General features: G+C 35.0%; 22 protein-coding genes, 2 tRNA genes and 1 pseudogene. 4 read left to right on the top strand and 21 right to left on the bottom strand.

The window, feature by feature from the left end; all coding sequences use genetic code 11:
* Positions 1–7 precede the first annotated feature (7 nt).
* A complete protein-coding gene (locus J3U63_RS06050) occupies positions 8–1,105 on the top strand; it encodes a hypothetical protein (protein WP_267370927.1) in 1,098 nt (365 codons plus the stop codon).
* 65 nt (positions 1,106–1,170) lie between these two features.
* Here the strand turns inward: J3U63_RS06050 and J3U63_RS13400 are convergent, their stop codons facing one another.
* The 20 genes and pseudogenes from J3U63_RS13400 to J3U63_RS05955 all read right to left on the bottom strand — a co-directional run bounded on the left by J3U63_RS13400 (position 1,171) and on the right by J3U63_RS05955 (position 16,143).
* Positions 1,171–1,260 (bottom strand): DUF4113 domain-containing protein, encoded by a 90-nt coding sequence (locus J3U63_RS13400; RefSeq protein ID WP_416381299.1) that lies wholly within the window; start codon positions 1,258–1,260, stop codon positions 1,171–1,173.
* A 5-nt stretch (positions 1,261–1,265) separates the two neighbouring features.
* A pseudogene (locus J3U63_RS06045) lies at positions 1,266–1,640 on the bottom strand (Y-family DNA polymerase); the annotation flags it as partial.
* A 30-nt stretch (positions 1,641–1,670) separates the two neighbouring features.
* Positions 1,671–1,865, bottom strand: coding sequence for a hypothetical protein (locus J3U63_RS06040; protein WP_267370922.1), 195 nt, complete (start codon positions 1,863–1,865; stop codon positions 1,671–1,673).
* Positions 1,866–1,871: 6 nt separating this feature from the next.
* Positions 1,872–2,165, bottom strand: coding sequence for a hypothetical protein (locus J3U63_RS06035; protein ID WP_267370920.1), 294 nt, complete (start codon positions 2,163–2,165; stop codon positions 1,872–1,874).
* A gap of 56 nt (positions 2,166–2,221) precedes the next feature.
* Complete coding sequence (locus J3U63_RS06030) at positions 2,222–2,425, bottom strand: hypothetical protein (RefSeq protein WP_267370917.1); 204 nt, start codon at positions 2,423–2,425, stop codon at positions 2,222–2,224.
* Positions 2,426–2,900: 475 nt separating this feature from the next.
* Positions 2,901–2,976, bottom strand: a tRNA-Gly gene (locus J3U63_RS06025).
* Positions 2,977–2,993: 17 nt separating this feature from the next.
* Positions 2,994–3,081 (bottom strand) — tRNA-Leu (locus J3U63_RS06020).
* Positions 3,082–3,305: 224 nt separating this feature from the next.
* Entirely contained in the window at positions 3,306–3,860 is a 555-nt protein-coding gene (gene pgsA / locus J3U63_RS06015) for a CDP-diacylglycerol--glycerol-3-phosphate 3-phosphatidyltransferase (protein ID WP_267332851.1), read from the bottom strand.
* A gap of 108 nt (positions 3,861–3,968) precedes the next feature.
* Positions 3,969–5,804, bottom strand: a complete 1,836-nt coding sequence (gene uvrC, locus J3U63_RS06010) for an excinuclease ABC subunit UvrC (RefSeq protein ID WP_267347712.1) — start codon at positions 5,802–5,804, stop codon at positions 3,969–3,971.
* Positions 5,805–5,809: 5 nt separating this feature from the next.
* Positions 5,810–6,487, bottom strand: coding sequence for an arginine ABC transporter permease ArtM (gene artM, locus J3U63_RS06005; protein ID WP_267370915.1), 678 nt, complete (start codon positions 6,485–6,487; stop codon positions 5,810–5,812).
* A 9-nt stretch (positions 6,488–6,496) separates the two neighbouring features.
* Entirely contained in the window at positions 6,497–7,273 is a 777-nt protein-coding gene (artQ, locus tag J3U63_RS06000) for an arginine ABC transporter permease ArtQ (RefSeq protein WP_267344109.1), read from the bottom strand.
* Positions 7,274–7,359: 86 nt separating this feature from the next.
* Complete coding sequence (locus J3U63_RS05995; RefSeq protein ID WP_267332847.1) at positions 7,360–8,094, bottom strand: transporter substrate-binding domain-containing protein; 735 nt, start codon at positions 8,092–8,094, stop codon at positions 7,360–7,362.
* A 23-nt stretch (positions 8,095–8,117) separates the two neighbouring features.
* A complete protein-coding gene (gene artP, locus J3U63_RS05990; RefSeq protein ID WP_065633617.1) occupies positions 8,118–8,846 on the bottom strand; it encodes an arginine ABC transporter ATP-binding protein ArtP in 729 nt (242 codons plus the stop codon).
* 136 nt (positions 8,847–8,982) lie between these two features.
* Positions 8,983–9,630 carry an ElyC/SanA/YdcF family protein gene (locus tag J3U63_RS05985; RefSeq protein WP_267344110.1) on the bottom strand — a complete coding sequence of 216 codons (648 nt, stop codon included), beginning with the start codon at positions 9,628–9,630 and terminating at the stop codon, positions 8,983–8,985.
* Between the two features lies 1 nt (position 9,631).
* A complete protein-coding gene (locus J3U63_RS05980; protein WP_267332845.1) occupies positions 9,632–10,321 on the bottom strand; it encodes a CidB/LrgB family autolysis modulator in 690 nt (229 codons plus the stop codon).
* The gene (locus J3U63_RS05975) at positions 10,318–10,779 is read right to left on the bottom strand and encodes a CidA/LrgA family protein (RefSeq protein WP_267332844.1); all 462 of its coding nucleotides are present in this window, start codon (positions 10,777–10,779) and stop codon (positions 10,318–10,320) included. The genes J3U63_RS05980 and J3U63_RS05975 overlap by 4 nt, the downstream gene beginning before the upstream one ends.
* 99 nt (positions 10,780–10,878) lie before the next feature.
* Positions 10,879–12,312 (bottom strand): exodeoxyribonuclease I, encoded by a 1,434-nt coding sequence (sbcB, locus tag J3U63_RS05970; RefSeq protein ID WP_267370912.1) that lies wholly within the window; start codon positions 12,310–12,312, stop codon positions 10,879–10,881.
* A 283-nt stretch (positions 12,313–12,595) separates the two neighbouring features.
* Positions 12,596–13,654 (bottom strand): alpha/beta fold hydrolase, encoded by a 1,059-nt coding sequence (locus tag J3U63_RS05965; protein WP_267370910.1) that lies wholly within the window; start codon positions 13,652–13,654, stop codon positions 12,596–12,598.
* 356 nt (positions 13,655–14,010) lie between these two features.
* Positions 14,011–14,514: a ubiquinone anaerobic biosynthesis accessory factor UbiT gene (gene ubiT, locus J3U63_RS05960; RefSeq protein WP_267332841.1), complete on the bottom strand. Its 504-nt coding sequence runs from the start codon at positions 14,512–14,514 to the stop codon at positions 14,011–14,013.
* The gene (locus J3U63_RS05955; protein WP_267332840.1) at positions 14,515–16,143 is read right to left on the bottom strand and encodes a Na+/H+ antiporter; all 1,629 of its coding nucleotides are present in this window, start codon (positions 16,141–16,143) and stop codon (positions 14,515–14,517) included.
* Between the two features lie 158 nt (positions 16,144–16,301).
* Here J3U63_RS05955 and recO point away from each other — a divergent pair, with 158 nt between their 5' ends.
* Positions 16,302–16,994: a DNA repair protein RecO gene (gene recO, locus J3U63_RS05950; RefSeq protein ID WP_267332839.1), complete on the top strand. Its 693-nt coding sequence runs from the start codon at positions 16,302–16,304 to the stop codon at positions 16,992–16,994.
* Positions 16,995–17,062: 68 nt separating this feature from the next.
* Here recO and J3U63_RS05945 read toward each other — a convergent pair whose 3' ends face one another.
* Positions 17,063–17,512: a YaiI/YqxD family protein gene (locus tag J3U63_RS05945; RefSeq protein ID WP_267332838.1), complete on the bottom strand. Its 450-nt coding sequence runs from the start codon at positions 17,510–17,512 to the stop codon at positions 17,063–17,065.
* 263 nt (positions 17,513–17,775) lie between these two features.
* Between J3U63_RS05945 and thrS the strand changes: the two genes are divergently transcribed.
* Both thrS and infC read left to right on the top strand, forming a co-directional pair.
* A complete protein-coding gene (thrS, locus tag J3U63_RS05940) occupies positions 17,776–19,701 on the top strand; it encodes a threonine--tRNA ligase (protein ID WP_267332837.1) in 1,926 nt (641 codons plus the stop codon).
* A 27-nt stretch (positions 19,702–19,728) separates the two neighbouring features.
* Positions 19,729–20,268, top strand: a complete 540-nt coding sequence (gene infC / locus J3U63_RS05935; protein WP_065633609.1) for a translation initiation factor IF-3 — start codon at positions 19,729–19,731, stop codon at positions 20,266–20,268.
* Positions 20,269–20,300 lie beyond the last annotated feature (32 nt).

The following is a 20,300-nucleotide window of genomic DNA, read 5'->3' as shown; positions in this document are numbered from 1 at the left end:
GCTTATTATGACTTTAACACTTCCCCCTGATTGTGGCAGTGCCCTCAAAAATGCCCCATCCGCCTTACAACAAAAAATCCTACGCTCACTTGCTAAGTGGCCGAGTAATAAAGGACAAAGCACCCCTGAATACTCTAAAGCACTGCGTAGTGCGATTAAAAAATTGATTCATTTATGGCGAGGGGAATGGCTTAATCCCAATGAGCTTACCCAAACTGCTAAACTTTACATACGCTGTAGCAACGGTCATACATTTAAATTTCGAGTATTTCATTTGCATCGCGGACAGTGGTGTCCTCACTGTTATTTCGATAATCTTCGTTACCGTATTGAAGATATTCAAAATCTGGCTCAGCAAAAAAAGGGCAAATGCCTTACTACTGACTACCAAAATAGTCGTCAGCCTCTCACCTGGCAGTGTCAATACGGACACACTTGGCAAATGAATATTGATGGCTATAAAAAAGGACAGTGGTGCCCAGTATGTACCACAGTACAAAAACAACAACACGCGCTACAAATTCTGCAACAAATAGCCAACAAGCAAGGAGGGGAGTGCTTATCAACGGCTTATACATATGGTAAAGATAAATACAGCTTTCGTTGTGCCAGCGGACATGAATGGCAAACCACAGGAAACAGTATCAAGAACTCAAAAACTTGGTGCCCAAGGTGCCGTTATGAGAAGCATCGCTGTTCATTAGCTGATTTACAGTCGCTTGCAGCGGCTCGTGGTGGGTTATGTTTAGCTATTTATGATGCAATGGTAAGTGATAAGGTTACGTGGCAATGTGCTAAGGGACATCAGTGGTCACAAGCAACCTATTTGATTCGTACAGGTCGTTGGTGTCCCTACTGTGCCCGTAAAACCTACACCATTGAGGACATGCAACAACTGGCGATAGCACGAGGCGGACAATGCCTTTCAACAAGTTACAAAAATTTAGAAACCAAACTGACTTGGATTTGTCATTTAGGTCATACGTGGCAAGCAAGGCCCAGTCATGTTAAAGCAGGCACTTGGTGTCCTGCTTGTAATTACTTATCTCGTTGTACTAAAGATGAGTCCAAACAAAAATACCTTCCTAAGAAGTCGATGAGTTAGCTTATATTGATGAGTGGCATCGTAATTATCGTCAAAGTAATCCTTGATAAAACATATAAAAATGACTACCTGACTTGAAGCAACTCATCCCAACGCGTGGTATAACGCGGGATTAGTAACGCCCGCTTAATTTGCCAAGGGGCTTGTTTTCTAATACCACCTAATTACACAGTATTTTACCCATCTTGTGATTGATCCCATCGAGTGCTTGCATCAACCTATCACTTTTTTGCTTTTGCTCTATATTGTTCATATCTTCAAATAAATCAAACTGTGAATCCGTATTCTTAGTGCGTAAGTCAAGCAAAATTACCCAAGTCTTAATATATATCCCCCCTTTTTTATAAATAACCTGTAATCCTTTTTGTGCGGCTTGAATCATCGGTGGGGATGCTAGAGGAACCACTATAAAGGGGTTATATTGCACCACATCTTCACGAAAACGATTGGTTTTCAAAAAAAACAGTACTGTACTGGCAACGGAGTGTTGATGTCTAAGTTTTTCCACTCCTCGGCTGACATGAACACGAATCGCTTCCTGTAAATCAAATAACTCACCGGTTAACTAACCAAAGCTACGCGAAGTCATTATATTTTGTTTTGGCGTGGACATATCATCTAACTCGTTACAAGAAGTTTCTTGTAGCTCCAGTAATGTGCTGCTGCCTAATTTGTTTGGTGTTGGCTTGGCGCAAATCCGAATACCTAGCGCGTGTGGTTTTTCCACAATACGATTTCCAATTCCACATACTTCACTCACTGGAAACTACTTTAAGGCTTCAGTCAACAAACCACTGTCATTTGCTAAATAACAGACACCGCAGTAAGCCGTTTGCTTTTTAGAAATATGGTTAGTGACTTTAGCTAAAGTTCGGGTTGAAGCAATACCAATACTGACGGGTATACCCGTGTCACGTTTTACTACCGCTCGGATATGCTGATAATGTGAAATAACATCAGAAAATCTATCTAATGCAATAAATGCTTTATCAATCGAATAAGGCTCTACATCTGCTGAGTAATCACGTACTGTATTAAAGACACGCCGACTCGTAACCATACAATTCGTAATTAGAGCTTAATAACGTCACTTGCTTACGAATGGCAAGGAGAATCTTAAAGGCAGGCATCCCCCATCGCTTTAATATAATACGTTGCACTAGGGTGTTTGACTAAATGCTCAGTTAAATCAAGTTTAACCTCTAAATAATCATCCGCAGGTGAGGGGGAAACCTGCTGTAAAGGCGTTTCCACTAATGGCAACGGATTTAAAATAGAAACATCAACACGGCTAAGCACAACACAACTCGATTTGTGCAAGAAAATACTCCTAAAAAACTAAAGTAGAGAAAATCACCACTTTTTTCTAATTATCGTGGTAAAAAACGAATATGTACAAATATACAGTATAAAATTAGGTTTTCAATAGCAATTAGTGTAAAAAAATAAAAATAGCACATAAAATGAGTTAAATGGATCGACCTCCGCTAACACATCAATGCACCACTTTACGTGAATGAAATCAATTATCCTTTGGTTTGGTTTGGCATTACGAACGGCAATTTCAGTTAAAGCCATAATAAAACTCTCCTTTAGAAATCAAACTAAAAGGCAGAATTATTATATAAAATAAGAGGTTCGTTTAAAAGATAAAAGTGTACTAGCTCGAACATGAAGTGTACTAAATTTGAGTATCTGTGGGTATATTTGGGTACATCTCAGTATACAAAAAAACTAAATATTAATTAAAACTCATTAAGTTGTATACTTTAGTACAGCTTTATACATCATGAATTGGAGCGGGAAACGAGGTTCGAACTCGCGACCTCAACCTTGGCAAGGTTGCGCTCTACCAACTGAGCTATTCCCGCATGAGACGTGTTTTAAATGGTGCCCGGGGCGAGACTTGAACTCGCACGGCCAAAAAGGCCGAGGGATTTTAAATCCCTTGTGTCTACCGATTTCACCACCCGGGCTCAAAACTGCTTACTAAAATGTAATTCGTTTTGAATGCTGTGCATTTTACCTATCTTATGATTTCAGTCAACAGATATTTTTGATTAATTGTTTAATTGTTCAATGTTTAACTTATTGTTGTTTTAATATTGTGTTTTTTGGGGAAAAGGGCGTGTAATTTTGTGAATATAATGGACTATCACAAAATTACACTAAAGCTGGTTTTTAGTGATTTTTAGATAAATTACTCTTCATCCAACAGATCGCTATGTGCTATCCATAAATATTGTAACATGGATAGTAAAGTTAAAATTGTTGCTAGAAAAAGAGCTGCAAGACCTGCATAAATAACAATATCACAAGGCCGCCAGAGTAACCAAGTCAAGGCTGTCATTTGTGCGATAGTTTTTATTTTGCCGATTGAAGATACCGCAACATTACCGCGTTTGCCTATTTCAGCCATCCATTCACGTAATGCTGATATGATGATTTCCCTTGAAACAATAATGATTGCAGGAATAGAGATCCACCACGATTGGTAGTATTGAGTAATCAAAACTAAAGCAATAGTGACCATAATTTTATCGGCGACAGGATCTAAAAAAGCACCAAATTTTGTTGTTTGACCTAAACGACGCGCAAGGTAACCATCTAACACATCAGTGACTGCTGCGATTAAAAAAATTAAGGCAGAAAAAAAACCTGACCACTCATGCGGAAATAGATAAAAAGCCATCACAAAAAAAGGAATTAATATAACTCGGAATAAGGTTAAAACTGTAGGGAAATTAATTTTCATGTGACATAAGCTCTTTTTTGTTTGATTAATCAAATAATTAGTAACAATTAAAAAAACAGTGTTTTTATTATGATTATGTTGCCTGAAAAATTTTAATTTTTCAATGTGTTATTGTTGCAAATTGAGATAAATTTTTTCAGCTAAAGATTTAGATATCCCTTGCACTTGTGCAATTTCATCTATACTGGCGTTTTTTAATTCCCGTAAACCACCAAAATGTTTAAGTAATGCTTGTCGGCGCTTTCCGCCCACGCCCTCAATATGCTCTAAAGCACTGTCAGTGAGCTGTTTTACCCCTTTTTTGCGTTGACCAACAATGGCATGATCATGTGATGCATTACGTATTTGTTGAATTAATAATAGTGCAGGGGAATGGTCATCTAAATAGTGTCCTATTCCATGCGCTTCAAAAAAGAGTGTTTCTAATCCTTCTTTACGTTCAGCCCCTTTGGCTACACCAATCAAAATAGGGTGATGTTTATCCCAATTTACATCGAGTTGTTCAAAAACTTGTAGAGCTTGGTTAAGTTGACCTTTACCACCATCGATAAAAATAATATCGGGTATCTTTTCTTCAGGTAGATCTTTTTTGCTGTAACGACGTGTTAACACTTGTTGCATTGCTGCATAATCATCGCCCGGTGTGATGCCGGTGATATTATAACGGCGAAATTCTGATTTAACTGGACCTTTGTCATCAAAAACTACACAAGATGCAATAGTGTTTTTTCCCATAAAGTGACTGATATCAAAACATTCCATGCGATTAATTTTTTTAATTCCCAAAAACGTTTGTAAGGCATCATAACGTTGTTTAATTGTGGAATTTTCTAGCAGTTTATTTTTAACTTCTGTTTGTGCATTAATCGTTGCAATATTCAAAAGCTTTAAATTGTCTCCTTTGGGCTCATCGATCAGTTTAACTTGATGTTCAGCAATAAGTGACAGCGTCTCTTCCATTGGCTGTTTATCGGATAATGAAAAATTGAGTAAAATCTTTTTAGGTATATTACGATTTTGGTTTCCTTGTAAATAAAATTGACCTAAAAATGTTTCAATAACTTCTTCTAATTCGGTATTTGATGGAACTTTAGGGAAGTAGGAGCGATGTCCAAAGGTTTGTCCATTACGAATAAATAATACATAGATACATGCTAAACCGAGTTCATAATGGAATCCAATTACATCAAGATTATCATTATTATTGTAAATGGCCTGTTTTTCATTAATGTGTTTGATAGCTTGTAACTGGTCACGTAATACCGCTGCTTTTTCAAAATTTAATTCGCGGCTTGCTGTTTGCATATCTTCAGTTATTTTTTGTAAAATTTGTTCAGATTGTCCCGATAAAAATAATCTTACATAATTAACCTGTTCGTTATAATCTTCATCACTGACTAACCCTGGTACACAAGGCCCTAAGCATCTTTTTATTTGGTACTGTAAGCAAGGGCGAGTACGGTTACGATAAGTCGAGTTTAAACATTGTCTTATCGGAAACGTTTTTTGCAATAGTGCAAGAATTTGTTTAACCGCATAGCCACTTGGGTAAGGACCAAAAAATTCATCTTTTTTGCGATTAACTGTCCCTCGATAAAGTGATAATTGGGGATGACGTTCTTTACTTAATTTGATGAAGGGATAACTTTTATCATCTTTTAATAGTACATTATAACGAGGTTGATGCTTTTTAATATAAGTCTGTTCGAGTAATAAAGCTTCTGTTTCGGTATTAGTAATAGTAAATTCAACTCGATGAATGTGACTTACCAGTCTATCGGTCTTTAACGTTTTTTTACTATTATTAAAATAGCTTTTTAATCGATTATTGAGATCTTTGGCCTTTCCTACATAAATAATCGTGTCTTTATCATTGAACATCTGATAAATACCCGGTTTATGGGGAACAGTTTTTAAAAAAGATGTCGAATCAAATTGGCTCATATTTATTAGTTTTCGAATGTGAGGGCTTTTTTCTCTATAACTCTCATAATGGTGCTTAATAAACCATTTATCAAGAGATAAATTAAGCCTGCAACAATAAAAATTGAAAAGTCGTAGTAATCACCATTTAATTCATTACTGTATCCCATAATGTCCATTACTGGTATCATAGACGCTAGAGCAGTGCCTTTAACTACAAAAACCACTTCGTTGGAATAGGTTGATAATGATCGTTTTAATGCATAAGGCATAACAACTTTCAACGTCTGCCATTTGTTCATACCTAAAGCTTTACAAGCCTGCCACTGCCCTTGTGGCACTGCTTTTAGAGCCCCATAAAAAATCTGAGTAGTATAAGCTGCACTATTAAGTGTCAGAGCTAAGTAAGCACAAAACCAAGGAGAGGAGATAAGATCATAAAATGCTGGTACATGACTTAACGTTTGACCAAATTGTGATGGTCCATAATAAATTAGAAATAATTGGACTAGCAGTGGAGAACCCGTAAATATAATAATATAGGTTCGAATTGCCTTAGTTAATACTTTCGAATTGAATGATAATAAGCAAGAAAAGATTATTGCTAATAAACCAGCAGATAAGATCCCTAAAATACCCAAACTTAGTGTATTAGGTAACCCCTGTAAAATGATTTTAAGATAGTAAATAAAATTATCAAACATAAATTGACCTTACTGGTTATTAGCAGAATTAGATTGTTCAAAATAGGTTGAGCGTTTTTCGATTCGCCCGATAACTTTTTGGCTTAAAATCGAAATAACCAAGTAAATAATCATAGCAATAAAATACCAGAGAAAGGGTTGATTTGTTCGAGCTATAATTGTTTTCGTTTGCATCATTAAATCATCAATAGCAATGGCTGACACTAGTGCTGTATCTTTTAGTAAAATTAACCATTGATTACTTAATCCAGGTAGAGCATGGCGCCACATTTGAGGCAAAATAATACGGAAAAAAGTACGTGATTTACTTAATCCCAGCACCTGTGCTGCCTGTTTTTGTCCACTTGAAATCGCTTTGAATGCCCCTCGTAATGTTTGTGATGCATAAACAGCATAAAGTAATGATAAGGCAATCACACCACATAAAAAAGGATCGGGTTTTGTATTTTCGATATTCATTTGTAGTGTGAATGATGTAAAACCTAATGATATAGAAAAACCATCATCTAATGCCATTAACAGCAAAGGTAATCCTGTATAAATTGCTACCACTATCAAAAGTTCTGGTAGAGCACGTATGGTTAAGTTAAACAGTGACATTAACCATGCAACGGGTTTAAAAGGAACGGATTCTAAAATTGTAAAAATAAACGCAAAAAACATGCCTACAATTAGCGATATAAACGCTAATGACAAGGTAATAGATGTCGCTTTAGTAAGCGGCAAAATATAACCATCCATTGATGATAAGATCCAGTTCATCCCGTTTGCAAGAAAGTCTGACATAAAAAAACCGTTGTTAAATTAAAAAAATAAACTCGCCGCAAAATATGCGGCGAGGTCATCATAAAGTCTAAATTAAAGTTTAATGATTATTTATTAAACCATTTTTTGTAAATTTCGTCTAATTGACCATTTGCTTTCAGTTTATCAATAGCTTGGTTAAATTGATCACGTAATTTATCGTTACCTTTACGTAATGCTATACCTAAACCTTCACCAAAAAATTCATGATCAGTAATTTTATCACCTAATGCGACAATTTCACTATCTTTACCTAGCCAGTCACCAGCAACAAATGAACTTGCAACAATCGCATCAATGCGTTTGGCTTTTAAATCTAAAAAAGCAAATTGATAACTGTCATAACTTACGGCTTTAACATCAGGATATTTTTCATTCAAATATTTTGAATAAGTTGTCCCTTTTTGTATACCAATTCGTTTGCCTTTTAGTTGATCTAAACTGGTTAATGAATCTTTTAGCGTAATAAATTGAATAGAACTATCATCATAATATATTTTAGTAAAATCCACTTGTTTTTGGCGTTCTGGTGTCACATCAATACCTGCAATTGCAGCATCAATACGGCGAGTTTTTAAACTAGGAATTAATCCATCGAATGATTGATTAACAATATTACATGATGCTTTAATTTCATCACAAATTTTATTAATCACATCAATATCAAATCCAACAATTTCATTTTTTTCGTTGGTAAACTCAAAAGGCGCATAAGTCGCTTCTGTACCAATGGTTAAGGTTTCTGCAGCTTGAGCAGCAAAAGCTGATCCTGCAAGCAAAATGGCTAGTAACGTTTTTTTCATATATCCACCCAATTTTATATTAATTAATGTGATAAATAAGATTTAAATTCTTCGGTTTTTGGATGAGCAAAACATTCTAGTTGTCCTTGCTCAATAATTTTACCGTGTTCCATATAAATCACTTGTGAAGCCACTTTTCGAGCAAAATCAACTTCATGCGTGACAATAATTTGTGTGATCCCTGTTTGGGATAATTCATTAATAATCTCGGCTATTTGCGATGTAATTGCCGGATCTAAAGCCGCAGTTGGTTCATCAAATAATAAAATTTGTGGTTCCATCATCAATGCTCTAGCGATAGCAACACGTTGTTGTTGACCGCCAGATAGATGAAGTGGGTAGCGATGTGCCATTTCATCGATTTGTAACCGAGCTAAAATCGACATAGCTTTGTCACTGGCTTCTTGTTTAGAAAGCTTTAAAACTTGACAAGGCGCCTCAATTAAATTTTCTAGTACTGTTAAATGTGGCCACAAATTGTAGTTTTGAAAAACCATACCAACATTTTTACGTAATTGTCGTATTGTTGATTCACTAATTTTAGTTGAGAAATCAAAATGAGAATCAGCAATTGTCATTTTACCTGATGTTGGAATTTCAAGTAAATTAAATACTTTTAATAAAGAGCTTTTTCCTGCACCACTTTGTCCTAACAAAACAATGGTTTCGCCAAGGGGATAACATAAAGAAACATCATTTAAAGCTTGGTGGGTACCATAAAAACAGTTTATATGGTCTAATTCAATATTCATTATTCGTTTTCTTAAATTCAAATTGACTAAATATTACTTTTTTTTGCATAAAAATGCAATCACAAAAATGAGACAAAAAATTGATTATTGGTTTTGTTCGACATTTTTCATTTTTTTAAGATGCTGATCATCAAAGTTAACGATCAGGGGCAATAATAGGAATGACTGGTCCTAAATATTTTGGTTTTTGATTAAGAATATAAAGATCGACAAAAGCACTGACACGAGCAAACATTTCACGAATTCTTACTAATTTCATATTGTCAGGAGAGGGGACTGCAAAACATTGTGCTTGAATGCCTTGTGCTAATGCAATAAAGATTGCTCGCTCACAATGAAACTCTTGAGTAATAATCGTAAAATCATTGGCATCAAAGACTTTATTTGCTCGAACAACCGAATCAAATGTCCTAAAGCCTGCATAATCAAGAACAATAGATTCTTTTGGAATACCAGCTTTAATCAGATCTTTTTGCATTGTAATTGGTTCATTATAACTGAGTAATGCATTGTCACCACTAAGCAGAAGGTAATCCACTTTACCTTGCCAATAAAGGTTTATGGCACCATCTATGCGATTTCGATAAAATCCATTTATGCCGCCGCCTCGTACATATTTAGATGTACCTAGAACGACACCAATAGCTCGATGCGGTAGTTGATTTTCGTCTTGATAAATATAAGGCGCAGTTTTATAACTGATCCAGTAATCAAGACCAAGAATCAACGTTATTATAATAAAGCAAAATCCGATAAAATAAGCCAATAGCTTTTTTAAGTTCATGCTATAACCAATCAAAAATAAAAACCATTATTGGGAATAAAAAAGGTGCTGTCAATGATGTCATAATACCACATAGTACCAAAGATAAAGAACTGTATGCACCTTCGTTATAATCAACTTCGATACAACGAGCAGTACCAACAGCATGTGAAACCGCACCAATTGCAAGACCTCTTGCTGAAGCAGATTTAATTTTTACCATATTTAATAATTGATGACCAAAGATTCCGCCTAAGGTGCCAACTAAAATAACACAAAGTGCAGCAATTGAAGGGACGCCTCCTTGATTGGATGCGATAGTTACAGCAATAGCTGTGGTTACTGATTTCGGTAAAACTGATGCCGCAATTTCATGACTTCCCCCCAACCAAAATACGATGCATACCCCCGTTATCATTGAGGCGATTGATGCAGTGAAGGTGATTAGCATTATTGATTTCCAGCGTGCTTTGATTTGTGGTATCAATTCGTATAAAGGATAAGCCAATGCGACCACTGAATAAGGTAGTAAGTCATTAATTATTTGTACGTTATTTACATATTGAATATAGCTAGTTTTTGTAATGAGTAAAATAGGAATTAAAACAATGACAGAAACCACCAATGGATTAAATAATGGCGATTTAATTTTTATTGAAATTCTGCGGATAATAAGAAATACACAAAGCGTTAAAGGTAACATCCATATCATGATTGCTTATCCCCATTATTTTCTGATACTGTTTTGGCGGCTTTTATTGTTGATTTATTATGTAAATGTTCTGTCAAAAAGGCCGTTAATAATAAGACAATAATTGAGCCACCCACGCTACCAAAAATGATTGGGAGCCAGTTGTCTAATAATAACGAGTAATTATCCATAATCCCCATTGCAGCCGGGATGAATAGCAGGGTCATGTAACGCATGAATAAATTACAACTGTTTTTAATCCAACAAGTTGGAATTAATTGAAAAGCTAATAAGAAAAACAGAATTAGTAGTCCAATAATACTGCCCGGAATCATAATTGGTAATATCAGTGAGATGATATTACCTACCCATAAACAAGCGGTTAATACGAGTAATCCTCGACCATAACTAAATAACGTGTAGTATAAAGAGTATATACGGTGTTTGATTGTGGCATGCTTTGCTAAAAAATGTTTCATAACGTTAATACTAATTAATTTTTCTTTGATAATGATGATCACTTCAAAGTTTAGAAATGATATGAATATTTCTTTATATGATACGCCGCTCAAATTTAATTATCCAACTAAATAATGGCAATAATGATAAAGTTGTTTAATTAAATTCAGTTTTTCAGGTTGTTGTATATAGGTTTGAGCAAGTTGTTCTAATGTTAACAGATAATCTTGGACTTTGGTTATATTCAGTTTCTGTTGACAATAATCCTGCCAGATTATACGCTCTTGTTCGGTTAGTATTTGAGGATAATTTCTTGCTTTGTAACGAAAGAATAATGTCTTTAATCGTTCATCATCAAAATTCATTGATAAATTTTCAAGTGATTGAATTGGTGTCGTACGAATAGTTTCACACCGTAATTTATCTTGGTTGTTTAAAAATCCTGCATAAATTTGAGCATCAACATCGCTATTAGCGGAGTAATCATCAGTTGAGTTAAATAGCTCTCTCATCTTGTTTTGTAAAGCGTGTTGATGTTTAAATAACTGTTGCTGTTTGATTAAACATTGCGCTACATTAATATTTAACCTTTGTGCATTTTCAGGTAATAAGGTTTTTAATGGTGCAACGATAGGGCATTTGTTTATATGAATCAGTTTTAATGGGATCCGCGATTCATTTAATGCTAAATCTTCGTTTTTGGTGTACAGTTTTTGCCGTATTTGTTCAATTGGTAAATTAATGATTGAATCGATATCACCAGTAAGATCACAGACAATAACCGCATTATTTTGCGTTGGATGCCAAGCTATTGGACTCACGATGGTTATATTGCCTCGATAACTACCTAACATGCCCGATACATGTATTATTGGTGTCATGTTAATGATGTCTATAAGTTGCGCAACGTTATTTTTATGGCGAAGTTTAAAAAAATAATCAAATAATTTAGGCTGCTTTTGTTTAATTAATTTACCGATAGCGATAGTCGCATAAACATCTGACATCGCATCATGCGCGTGTTCATGTTCAATATTGTTGGCTTTTGTTAAGTGCTCTAAACGAAAACTTGGGAAACCCGCATCATTAATAGGCCAATTGATACCATCAGGTCTTAAGGCGTAACAAGCACGCACAACATCAAGAAGATCCCACCTAGAATTGCCATTTTGCCAACTATAGGCATAAGGGTCATAAAAATTTCGATATAAAATATTGCGAGTCACTTCATCATCAAAACGAAGATTGTTATAACCTAAGATGCAGGTATTGGCTTGGCTGAATGCTTGATGAATTAATTTGGTAAACTCTGCTTCACACAGACCTTTCGAATTTGCTTTTTGTGGTGTAATTCCTGTGATTAATACTGCTTCTGGATTTGGTAAATAGTCTTGAGCAATTTGACAATAGATGACTAAAGGTTCCTCAATGATATTAAAATCATTATCTGTTCTAATTCCAGCAAATTGCGCTGGCCTATCCAAAGCAGGATTGATACCAAAAGTTTCATAATCATGAAAGTAAAAAGTAGGGAATTCGGTGTTGTTTTTCATTTTTATCGTTTTTGCTGCCTTATAGCCGTCAACCAAGTTGCATGATTTTAAAGTTGATCATTGATATTCAAAATGACAGCTTAATGGCTAAAAAGTAATGTTACTAGTTAATTAGCTGATTATAACAGAATCTAAGTATTTTCTTGGGGATTATTTCATCGAGAATTATATTTTTTGTGACATTGTAACAAATGGTAAGTGTTTCGGGCTTAAATAAACCAATTATGACATAGCGAAAAAAGTAGGTAAAAATGCATTACCCACTTTTATTAAACTAATATTATTAATTGATTTTGTTTTCTTCAAGAAATGTGGATAATTGGTCTTTCCATAAATCCGCTTTCATGGTTGTACTATGTCCACTAGTTTTATCACTGGCAGGGATTAAAAAATATTTAACATTAGGAATTTTTTTTAATGCGTTTTCCATCACGCCAGTTTTTGCAGGGTTTCTTTCATCATCAGCTGAATTGATCACTAATAGATGGGCTTTAATTTTTGTTAAATCGTTCGATGGATCGAAATTTCTTGCTGCATCCCATTGGTATAGAAAATCATTAGTATCCATTGTCACATGTTCATTAAGTTTTTTTGTCAAAATCTGTTCAGTTATTTCGGTATTATATGCTTGGTTTTGCCAGGCGATATCCCCCCCATCGGTTGCAATATTGTAGTAATTATAAACAGTTTGGAACTTTGTCGGCTGTTTATCATAAAAGCCATTATGCCAATCAGGATCGTTTTTAATTGCATTAATGACCATTTTTCGCATTATCCAATTTCGACTAGACATTGCTGCTGGTGTGGATGCTAATGGTACTGCTGCAGTCATAAAATCAGGGTACAGGGTAACCCATTTCCAAGTTTCCATGCCACCCATTGAATTACCAATTATTAGTGTAAGATGTTTTATTCCTAAACCGTTTTTTACAAGTTGATACTGTGCATTTACCATATCGGTATAATCATAATGTGGAAAATCACTTTTTAGACCATCCGAAGGTTTCGATGATTTACCCGTACCAATAGCATCAGGAAGAATAATATAATATTTTTCAGCATCTAATGGCATACCTTTGTCAAAAAGGGCATGACCAAAACTTTTATTTAACATTGCATTTCCACTTCCCGTTGTACCATGTAAGATTAGCACTGGTTTTCCATTTGGGTTACCAAGAGTTGTATAATGTATTCGTAAATTTTCGACCGTGTTTCCATCATTAAATTTGAAATTAGGTATGTTGTAGTCAGCCTCAAGCTGATTATTAAATTCGAGACAAAAGCTAGAAAATGACGTTGTAACAATCGCAATACTTATCATCAATTTTTTCATCAAAGACATAAAGGTTCCTCCTGTAATATTTTTCCGTTTTGCTGATAAATTGTTTAACAAAGATTAAGGTTCATGGGGAGTGAACACTCGTCATATCTCTGATAATTATTTCATCACCCTTTAAATATAACGCTATATAGGAGATAATGCTATGTCTAATTTAAGCTTCTAACAGTCTAATAAATAGAGGAAAAATAAACAGAACCCCATTTTTAAGAAATTTATTATGGCCCAAAACATATAATTAGTTGTTTATTTAATGCTAGCTAAATAACAGTAAATAATTTATTGTTAGTTATTGAAAATAGAATGTCGTATTTGAAACGTTTATTTGCTCAATTTTGTTTAAAATTGAGCAAATTGACTTAATTCTGAGGTGCGGTTTGGATAATATCTGCAAGTTTTTCGAGTGTTATCCTTAAAAATTTAGGCATGGCTTCTATTTCAATCGAGTCCATAAGATTTTTGACATATAAACCTAGTTCAGTATCGCCTTCAACAATTAATCGACGTTGAAAGAATAATGTATCGGGATCTTGTCGTCGAGTTGCTATCATAATTAGATCGTTTGCATTACCTATAAAACTAACATCAGCAATCTCTTCACGACTAACAACTAATTTATTCTCAATCAGACTTACAAACCAGACTAGTTGTAAATCGGTCACTTCGATTTTGAGCCAACGATTTTCTAAAAAATCAAGATCTCCATCCTCAAGTGAATGCTTAAATTGTAATTGTAACAATTGTTCGATAACTTGTTTTTTTAAATTGAAAGGAATACAACGCAACGTTACCCCCAACATTTGAGGGGCTTTGTCGACAAATGTTGAGTGTATTTTTCCTAATAAGTGATGATTGCTTATCATTTATACATCCCCAGAAATCATTTTTTCATAAATATCTAAATCTGTATTTAAATGCTCGAAAACTTCTTCACTCACTTCATTACGAATTTTCATTTGTAATAACGACGTACGCTCTGCACCAATAGCAACTAAACGCATGCGCCTTTCAAGATTTTCGGCTTCAAGTGCTTTTTGTTCTAAGTCCTTCAGCCCCGTTCTACGTCTTAACGAACCGATAACACGAGAACCGACTTCATTAACAATTTCTTGATCCATGCTGTTTTCGGTTGTTTCTTGTAATAAGTTATTTTGCATTTTTTCTAAACTGACAATGGCTTCTTCGGCCATATGACCTTTTACAGTAAGAATTTCATTATCTTGTTCGGAATTATCTAAAATGACGCTACCTCTTAATAATATCGGTAATATAATCACAGCGGCAATTAATGAAATAAGGATAATGCCTGTTGCTATAAAGACAAGTTGATATCGACCGCCGATTGTCATTGGAATAGAGAGAACACCGGCAAGGGTTATTGCGCCGCGTACACCTGCAAAAGTTGAAATTAACAAATCTCGGGTTGAATAAGATCGAAATGCAAGAGGGCGTTTGGTACCAAATGGCATTGTTGGCATATGTTTCATTGCCCAAAGCCAAGCGAATCTTGTTCCCATTAAAGCAATGAAGACAAACAGCACAATTAAACATAATTGCCAGACTTCAATGGATGCATCGGTTTGATTCTCAGCAAAAGTATTCGTTAAAATACTTGGTAATTGAATTCCTAATAAAATAAATACAAAACCATTGAACACAAAAGTTAACATTGACCAAGTACTATCTGATTGTAAACGCGCTGTTAAAGGTGCATTTCTCATCATGCCAGATTGATTAACTGTCATGCCGGCGCTAACTGCAGCTAAAATACCTGAACAGTGGCATTCTTCGGCAATAATATAAGCAGCAAAAGGAAGTAAGAATAACAGCACAATTTGGATTGCCGGATCATTATGGGTAAGTTTATTTATTTTTCTTAAAATGCGTGCATATAACCAGGTAAATAAAACACCAATAGCTAATCCACCAATGGCAACAACAAAGAATGTCACGCTAATTTGTAATAAATCGAACTGTATCGCGCCTGCGGCGATGGCTATTGCAAAGTTTAATGATACTAAGCCAGATGCATCGTTCATTAAAGCTTCACCTTCAATTATTTCCATTTTTTCTTTTTCGATTCGACCCTTACCGACAATGCCACTTAACGCAACCGCATCGGTTGGTGATAATACGGCAGCCAAAGCCAAACCTGCGGCTAATTGCACATTTGGTAAAATCCAATGTAACAAATAACCCAATGCAATGATGGATATCACCACTAATACTAAGGCCAATCCAACAATTTCTCTGAAATTATAGACGAAATCTTTAACTGATGTTTTTCGACCATCAGCAAAAAGTAAAGGAGGTATAAATAAAACAAGAAATAGTTCTGGATCGAACTTCACATAAACACCAAACGCTGCCAATATACATCCCAACAATATTTGCATAAGTGGTAGTGGAATTTGTATTGGTAACATTTTAACAACGACACCAGAAAGTGATACAATTAATACTATAAGTAAAATTATTGAAAAAAGTTCCATAGCTTGTCTTTTATTTATCCTATAATCCTGTAGTTTTTAGCAATTGATTATATCGGATTTTCAGCTAGATTTCAGGTGAAAATTTCATAAAATTACTTAAATTTTGGTCAGATACCCTTGTGGATAAAAAATTGCGACGCAATTAAAAGGCTTTTTTAATGGAAAATTGGCAAAGAGCATTTATACTTCATACCAGAACTTACAGTGAAAGTAGTCTATTAGCTGATTTATTTGTTGAAAATAAAGGTAAAATAACTATTTTAGCTAAAGGTGCCAGACGTAAAAAATCCGCGTTAAAGGGCATTTTACAACCCTTTACTCCATTAATTGTTCAATATTCTGGTCAAGGTGAAATAAAAACATTACGCCAGGTTGAAGCGGTATCTTTGACACTACCTTTGGTTTCAATTCATTTATATAGCGCTTTTTATTTAAACGAGTTACTCCATCGAGTGTTAGTTGCCGAAACAGAAATGCCTACACTTTTTGATGACTATTTACAAAGCTTACAGCAACTCGCACAGCAAGTTTCTGCTGAAAATGTGTTACGTAGTTTTGAGCTATCTTTATTAGAAAACTTAGGTTATCACGTTGATTTTTTTCATTGCAGTGCAACCGGTGATGATATTGTTGAAACAATGCATTATCAATATCAATCAGAAAAAGGGTTTATTAGTAGTTTACTGCAAAATAGTACTAGTTTTAGTGGTGAACACGTTTTAGCTTTTGGCAAACGTCAGTTTAATAATGAAGATACACTTAAAGCGGCTAAACGTTTTACCAGAATTGCATTGAAACCTTATATAGGTGCAAAACCATTTAAAAGTAGAGAATTATTTTTAAAAATATAACGTCGTAACGTTATTAAAGATAAATATTTTAAAATATAGGTATAATTTTCTTATCAAAATGATTAACTTTATTTAGTTAACCTATTAACTAAAATATCAAGTTGATTGGCGAATTTTTCGCGGTCCTTACTTGAAAAGGGAGCGGGTCCTTTAGTTTGTATTCCACTTGCTCGCATTGTTTCCATAAAATCTCTCATCACTAGCCGCTCTTTAATTGTTTCTAACGTATAAACTTCACCTCTAGGTGTAAGAACAAAAGCGCCTTTATTTAATACATCTGATGCTAAAGGTATATCAGATGTAATGACCAAATCATTTAATTCAACAAGTTCGACAATTTTGTTATCTGCTTTATCAAAACCATGTTCAACAAGTAATCGAGAAATAAAAGGTGAAGGCGGAATATTTAACCATTGATTAGCAACTAAATTAATTTTGATTGATTTACGAATAGCGATTCGATATAAAATTTCTTTAATTGGGTTAGGGCAAGCATCAGCATCAATCCAAATGTTCATAATAGCATTAACAAACCATTCAACTTAAACAACTATCAATCATAAATCGTTTAACCGTTTTAAGATGCAAATTTCGTTAAAAATTTCATGTTAATTATACGATTCAGTATAGTAAAAAATATTCATTATTAATATTCATAAGACCACTATTTCTATTTGAAATCCTTATGATAAGTGGTAGTATACGCGATCTATTATTTTAGATGCAATATTTACACACATGTGCGCTTTCGTGTGGCGCACCACTGTTATAAGGATTTATTATGCCAATTATTACTCTTCCTGACGGAAGTCAACGTCAGTTTGATAAACCGGTTACTGTTTTAGAAGTCGCTCAAAGTATTGGTGCAGGTCTTGCCAAAGCATGTATTGCAGGGCGTGTTAATGGACAGCGTAAAGATGCTTGTGACCTCATTGATCAAGATGCAACATTAGCAATCATTACCGCTAAAGATGAAGATGGACTTGAAATTATTCGCCATTCTTGTGCACATTTATTGGGTCACGCCATTAAACAATTATGGCCGGATACGAAAATGGCTATTGGGCCGACAATTGACAATGGTTTTTATTATGATGTTGATTTAGAACATTCTTTAACACAAGAAGATCTTGATGCGCTTGAAAAACGTATGCATGAATTGGCTAAAAAAGATTATGAAGTTATAAAGGAAGTCGTTAGTTGGGAAAGAGCTAGAGAAGTCTTTTGGGAACGTCATGAACCTTATAAAATCGCCATTTTAGATGAAAACATACCGAAAGATTCAACGCCAGCACTTTATCATCATGAAGAGTATATCGACATGTGTCGAGGTCCGCATGTACCAAATATGCGTTTTTGTCATCATTTTAAATTACAAAAAGTTGCGGGTGCTTATTGGCGAGGCAATAGTGATAATAAAATGTTACAACGTATTTATGGGACAGCTTGGGCTGACAAAAAGCAATTAGATAGTTATCTACAATTTTTAGAAGAAGCGGCCAAACGCGATCATCGTAAAATCGGTAAACAACTTGACCTTTATCATATGCAAGAAGAAGCCCCTGGCATGGTGTTTTGGCATAATGATGGCTGGATTATTTTCCGTGAGCTTGAAGTGTTTGTTCGTACCAAACTTAAAGAATATGACTACCAAGAAGTAAAAGGTCCATTTATGATGGATCGAGTGTTGTGGGAAAAAACGGGTCACTGGGGTAACTATAAAGAGTTAATGTTTGTGACTTCATCTGAAAATCGTGAATATTGTATTAAACCAATGAACTGTCCTGGGCATGTGCAAATTTTTAACCAAGGTTTGAAATCTTATCGTGATTTACCTTTGCGCATGGCAGAGTTTGGTAGTTGTCATCGTAATGAGCCTTCTGGTTCTTTGCATGGGTTGATGCGTGTACGTGGTTTTACCCAAGATGATGCGCATATTTTCTGTACTGAAAACCAAATTCGAGGTGAAGTAAACAGCTGTATTAAAATGGTTTATGACACTTACAGCACTTTTGGCTTTACTGATATTACGGTCAAATTATCAACACGTCCTGAAAAACGTATTGGTAAAGATGAAACTTGGGATTTAGCTGAAAAAGATTTAGCTGACTGCTTAACCGAAAATGGTATTGAATTTGAATATTTACCAGGTGAAGGGGCATTTTATGGTCCTAAAATCGAATTTACGTTACATGACTGTTTAGGTCGAGCATGGCAGTGTGGTACAGTTCAACTTGACTTTATGTTACCTGAACGTTTAGATGCAACTTATGTTGGCGAAGATAATGAACGCCACACACCGGTTATGATTCATAGGGCTATTTTAGGCTCTATGGAGCGTTTTATGGGTATCTTGACTGAAAACTGTGCAGGATTTTTCCCAACATGGCTTGCACCACTACAAGTTGCTGTCATCAATATTACCGATAATCAAGCTGAATATGCAAAACAATTAACCGAGCAACTACAAAAAGTTGGCATTAGAGCAAAAGCAGACTTGAGAAATGAGAAAATAGGGTTTAAAATCCGCGAGCATACTCTAAAACGTGTTCCTTATATGTTTGTCTGTGGAGACAAAGAAATGGAATCAGGAACAATTTCAGTTCGAACTCGTCAAGGTAAAGATCTTGGTAGCTTTGAAGTGAAACATGTTATAGAATTGTTGCTTAACGAAATTCATAGTCGTTCATTAGAACAGATGAATTAATGATAAATTAATTTGGAGGAATGAGATATTAAAGTCAGTAAACGAATTCAGTCAACACGCGCGCATAAAATCAATGATGAAATTACTGCTCGCGAGGTGAGGTTAACCGGCGTCGATGGTGAACAGCTCGGTATAGTTAGCTTAGATGAAGCTTTAAAGCAAGCCGAAGAAGCAACTCTAGATTTAGTTGAAATAAGCCCTAATGCAGAGCCACCTGTTTGTCGAATTATGGATTATGGCAAGTTCCTCTATGAAAAGAGTAAAGCAACAAAAGAACAGAAGAAGAAGCAAAAGGTTGTTCAGGTTAAGGAAATTAAATTCCGACCTGGTACAGACGAAGGCGACTATCAGGTAAAACTCCGCAGCCTGATGCGCTTTCTAGAAGATGGCGATAAAGCTAAAGTAACGCTACGTTTTCGTGGTCGAGAAATGGCTCACCAACAGTTAGGCACTGAAATGCTTGATCGCATTAAAGAAGACTTAGCTGATTTGGCAATCATCGAATCTTATCCAACTAAGATCGAAGGTCGTCAAATGATTATGGTGCTTGCGCCGAAGAAGAAATAATGGTTCATCAAGTTAATTTTTAATTTTGTTAA

The sequence above is a fragment of the Gilliamella sp. B2838 genome (genome assembly GCF_026536185.1).
GTDB lineage: Bacteria > Pseudomonadota > Gammaproteobacteria > Enterobacterales > Orbaceae > Gilliamella.
Note: the sequence above shows the minus strand (reverse complement) of the source record. Positions and strands in the feature narration are given on the sequence as shown.

What these genes read in the sequence shown, in the direction of transcription:
- J3U63_RS06050 (WP_267370927.1), top strand. Translation starts at nt 8, where the DNA reads ATGACTTTAACACTTCCCCCTGATTGTGGCAGTGCCCTCAAAAATGCC.
- J3U63_RS05945 (WP_267332838.1), bottom strand. Translation starts at nt 17,512, where the DNA reads ATGAACATTTGGATTGATGCTGATGCTTGCCCTAACCCAATTAAAGAA.
- ubiT (WP_267332841.1), bottom strand. Translation starts at nt 14,514, where the DNA reads ATGATAAGCAATCATCACTTATTAGGAAAAATACACTCAACATTTGTC.
- J3U63_RS05965 (WP_267370910.1), bottom strand. Translation starts at nt 13,654, where the DNA reads ATGTCTTTGATGAAAAAATTGATGATAAGTATTGCGATTGTTACAACG.
- pgsA (WP_267332851.1), bottom strand. Translation starts at nt 3,860, where the DNA reads ATGAAAATTAATTTCCCTACAGTTTTAACCTTATTCCGAGTTATATTA.
- J3U63_RS06035 (WP_267370920.1), bottom strand. Translation starts at nt 2,165, where the DNA reads ATGGTTACGAGTCGGCGTGTCTTTAATACAGTACGTGATTACTCAGCA.
- J3U63_RS05975 (WP_267332844.1), bottom strand. Translation starts at nt 10,779, where the DNA reads ATGAAACATTTTTTAGCAAAGCATGCCACAATCAAACACCGTATATAC.
- artQ (WP_267344109.1), bottom strand. Translation starts at nt 7,273, where the DNA reads ATGTCAGACTTTCTTGCAAACGGGATGAACTGGATCTTATCATCAATG.
- J3U63_RS05980 (WP_267332845.1), bottom strand. Translation starts at nt 10,321, where the DNA reads ATGATATGGATGTTACCTTTAACGCTTTGTGTATTTCTTATTATCCGC.
- artP (WP_065633617.1), bottom strand. Translation starts at nt 8,846, where the DNA reads ATGAATATTGAATTAGACCATATAAACTGTTTTTATGGTACCCACCAA.
- uvrC (WP_267347712.1), bottom strand. Translation starts at nt 5,804, where the DNA reads ATGAGCCAATTTGATTCGACATCTTTTTTAAAAACTGTTCCCCATAAA.
- thrS (WP_267332837.1), top strand. Translation starts at nt 17,776, where the DNA reads ATGCCAATTATTACTCTTCCTGACGGAAGTCAACGTCAGTTTGATAAA.
- artM (WP_267370915.1), bottom strand. Translation starts at nt 6,487, where the DNA reads ATGTTTGATAATTTTATTTACTATCTTAAAATCATTTTACAGGGGTTA.
- J3U63_RS05995 (WP_267332847.1), bottom strand. Translation starts at nt 8,094, where the DNA reads ATGAAAAAAACGTTACTAGCCATTTTGCTTGCAGGATCAGCTTTTGCT.
- recO (WP_267332839.1), top strand. Translation starts at nt 16,302, where the DNA reads ATGGAAAATTGGCAAAGAGCATTTATACTTCATACCAGAACTTACAGT.
- sbcB (WP_267370912.1), bottom strand. Translation starts at nt 12,312, where the DNA reads ATGAAAAACAACACCGAATTCCCTACTTTTTACTTTCATGATTATGAA.
- J3U63_RS05955 (WP_267332840.1), bottom strand. Translation starts at nt 16,143, where the DNA reads ATGGAACTTTTTTCAATAATTTTACTTATAGTATTAATTGTATCACTT.
- J3U63_RS05985 (WP_267344110.1), bottom strand. Translation starts at nt 9,630, where the DNA reads ATGAACTTAAAAAAGCTATTGGCTTATTTTATCGGATTTTGCTTTATT.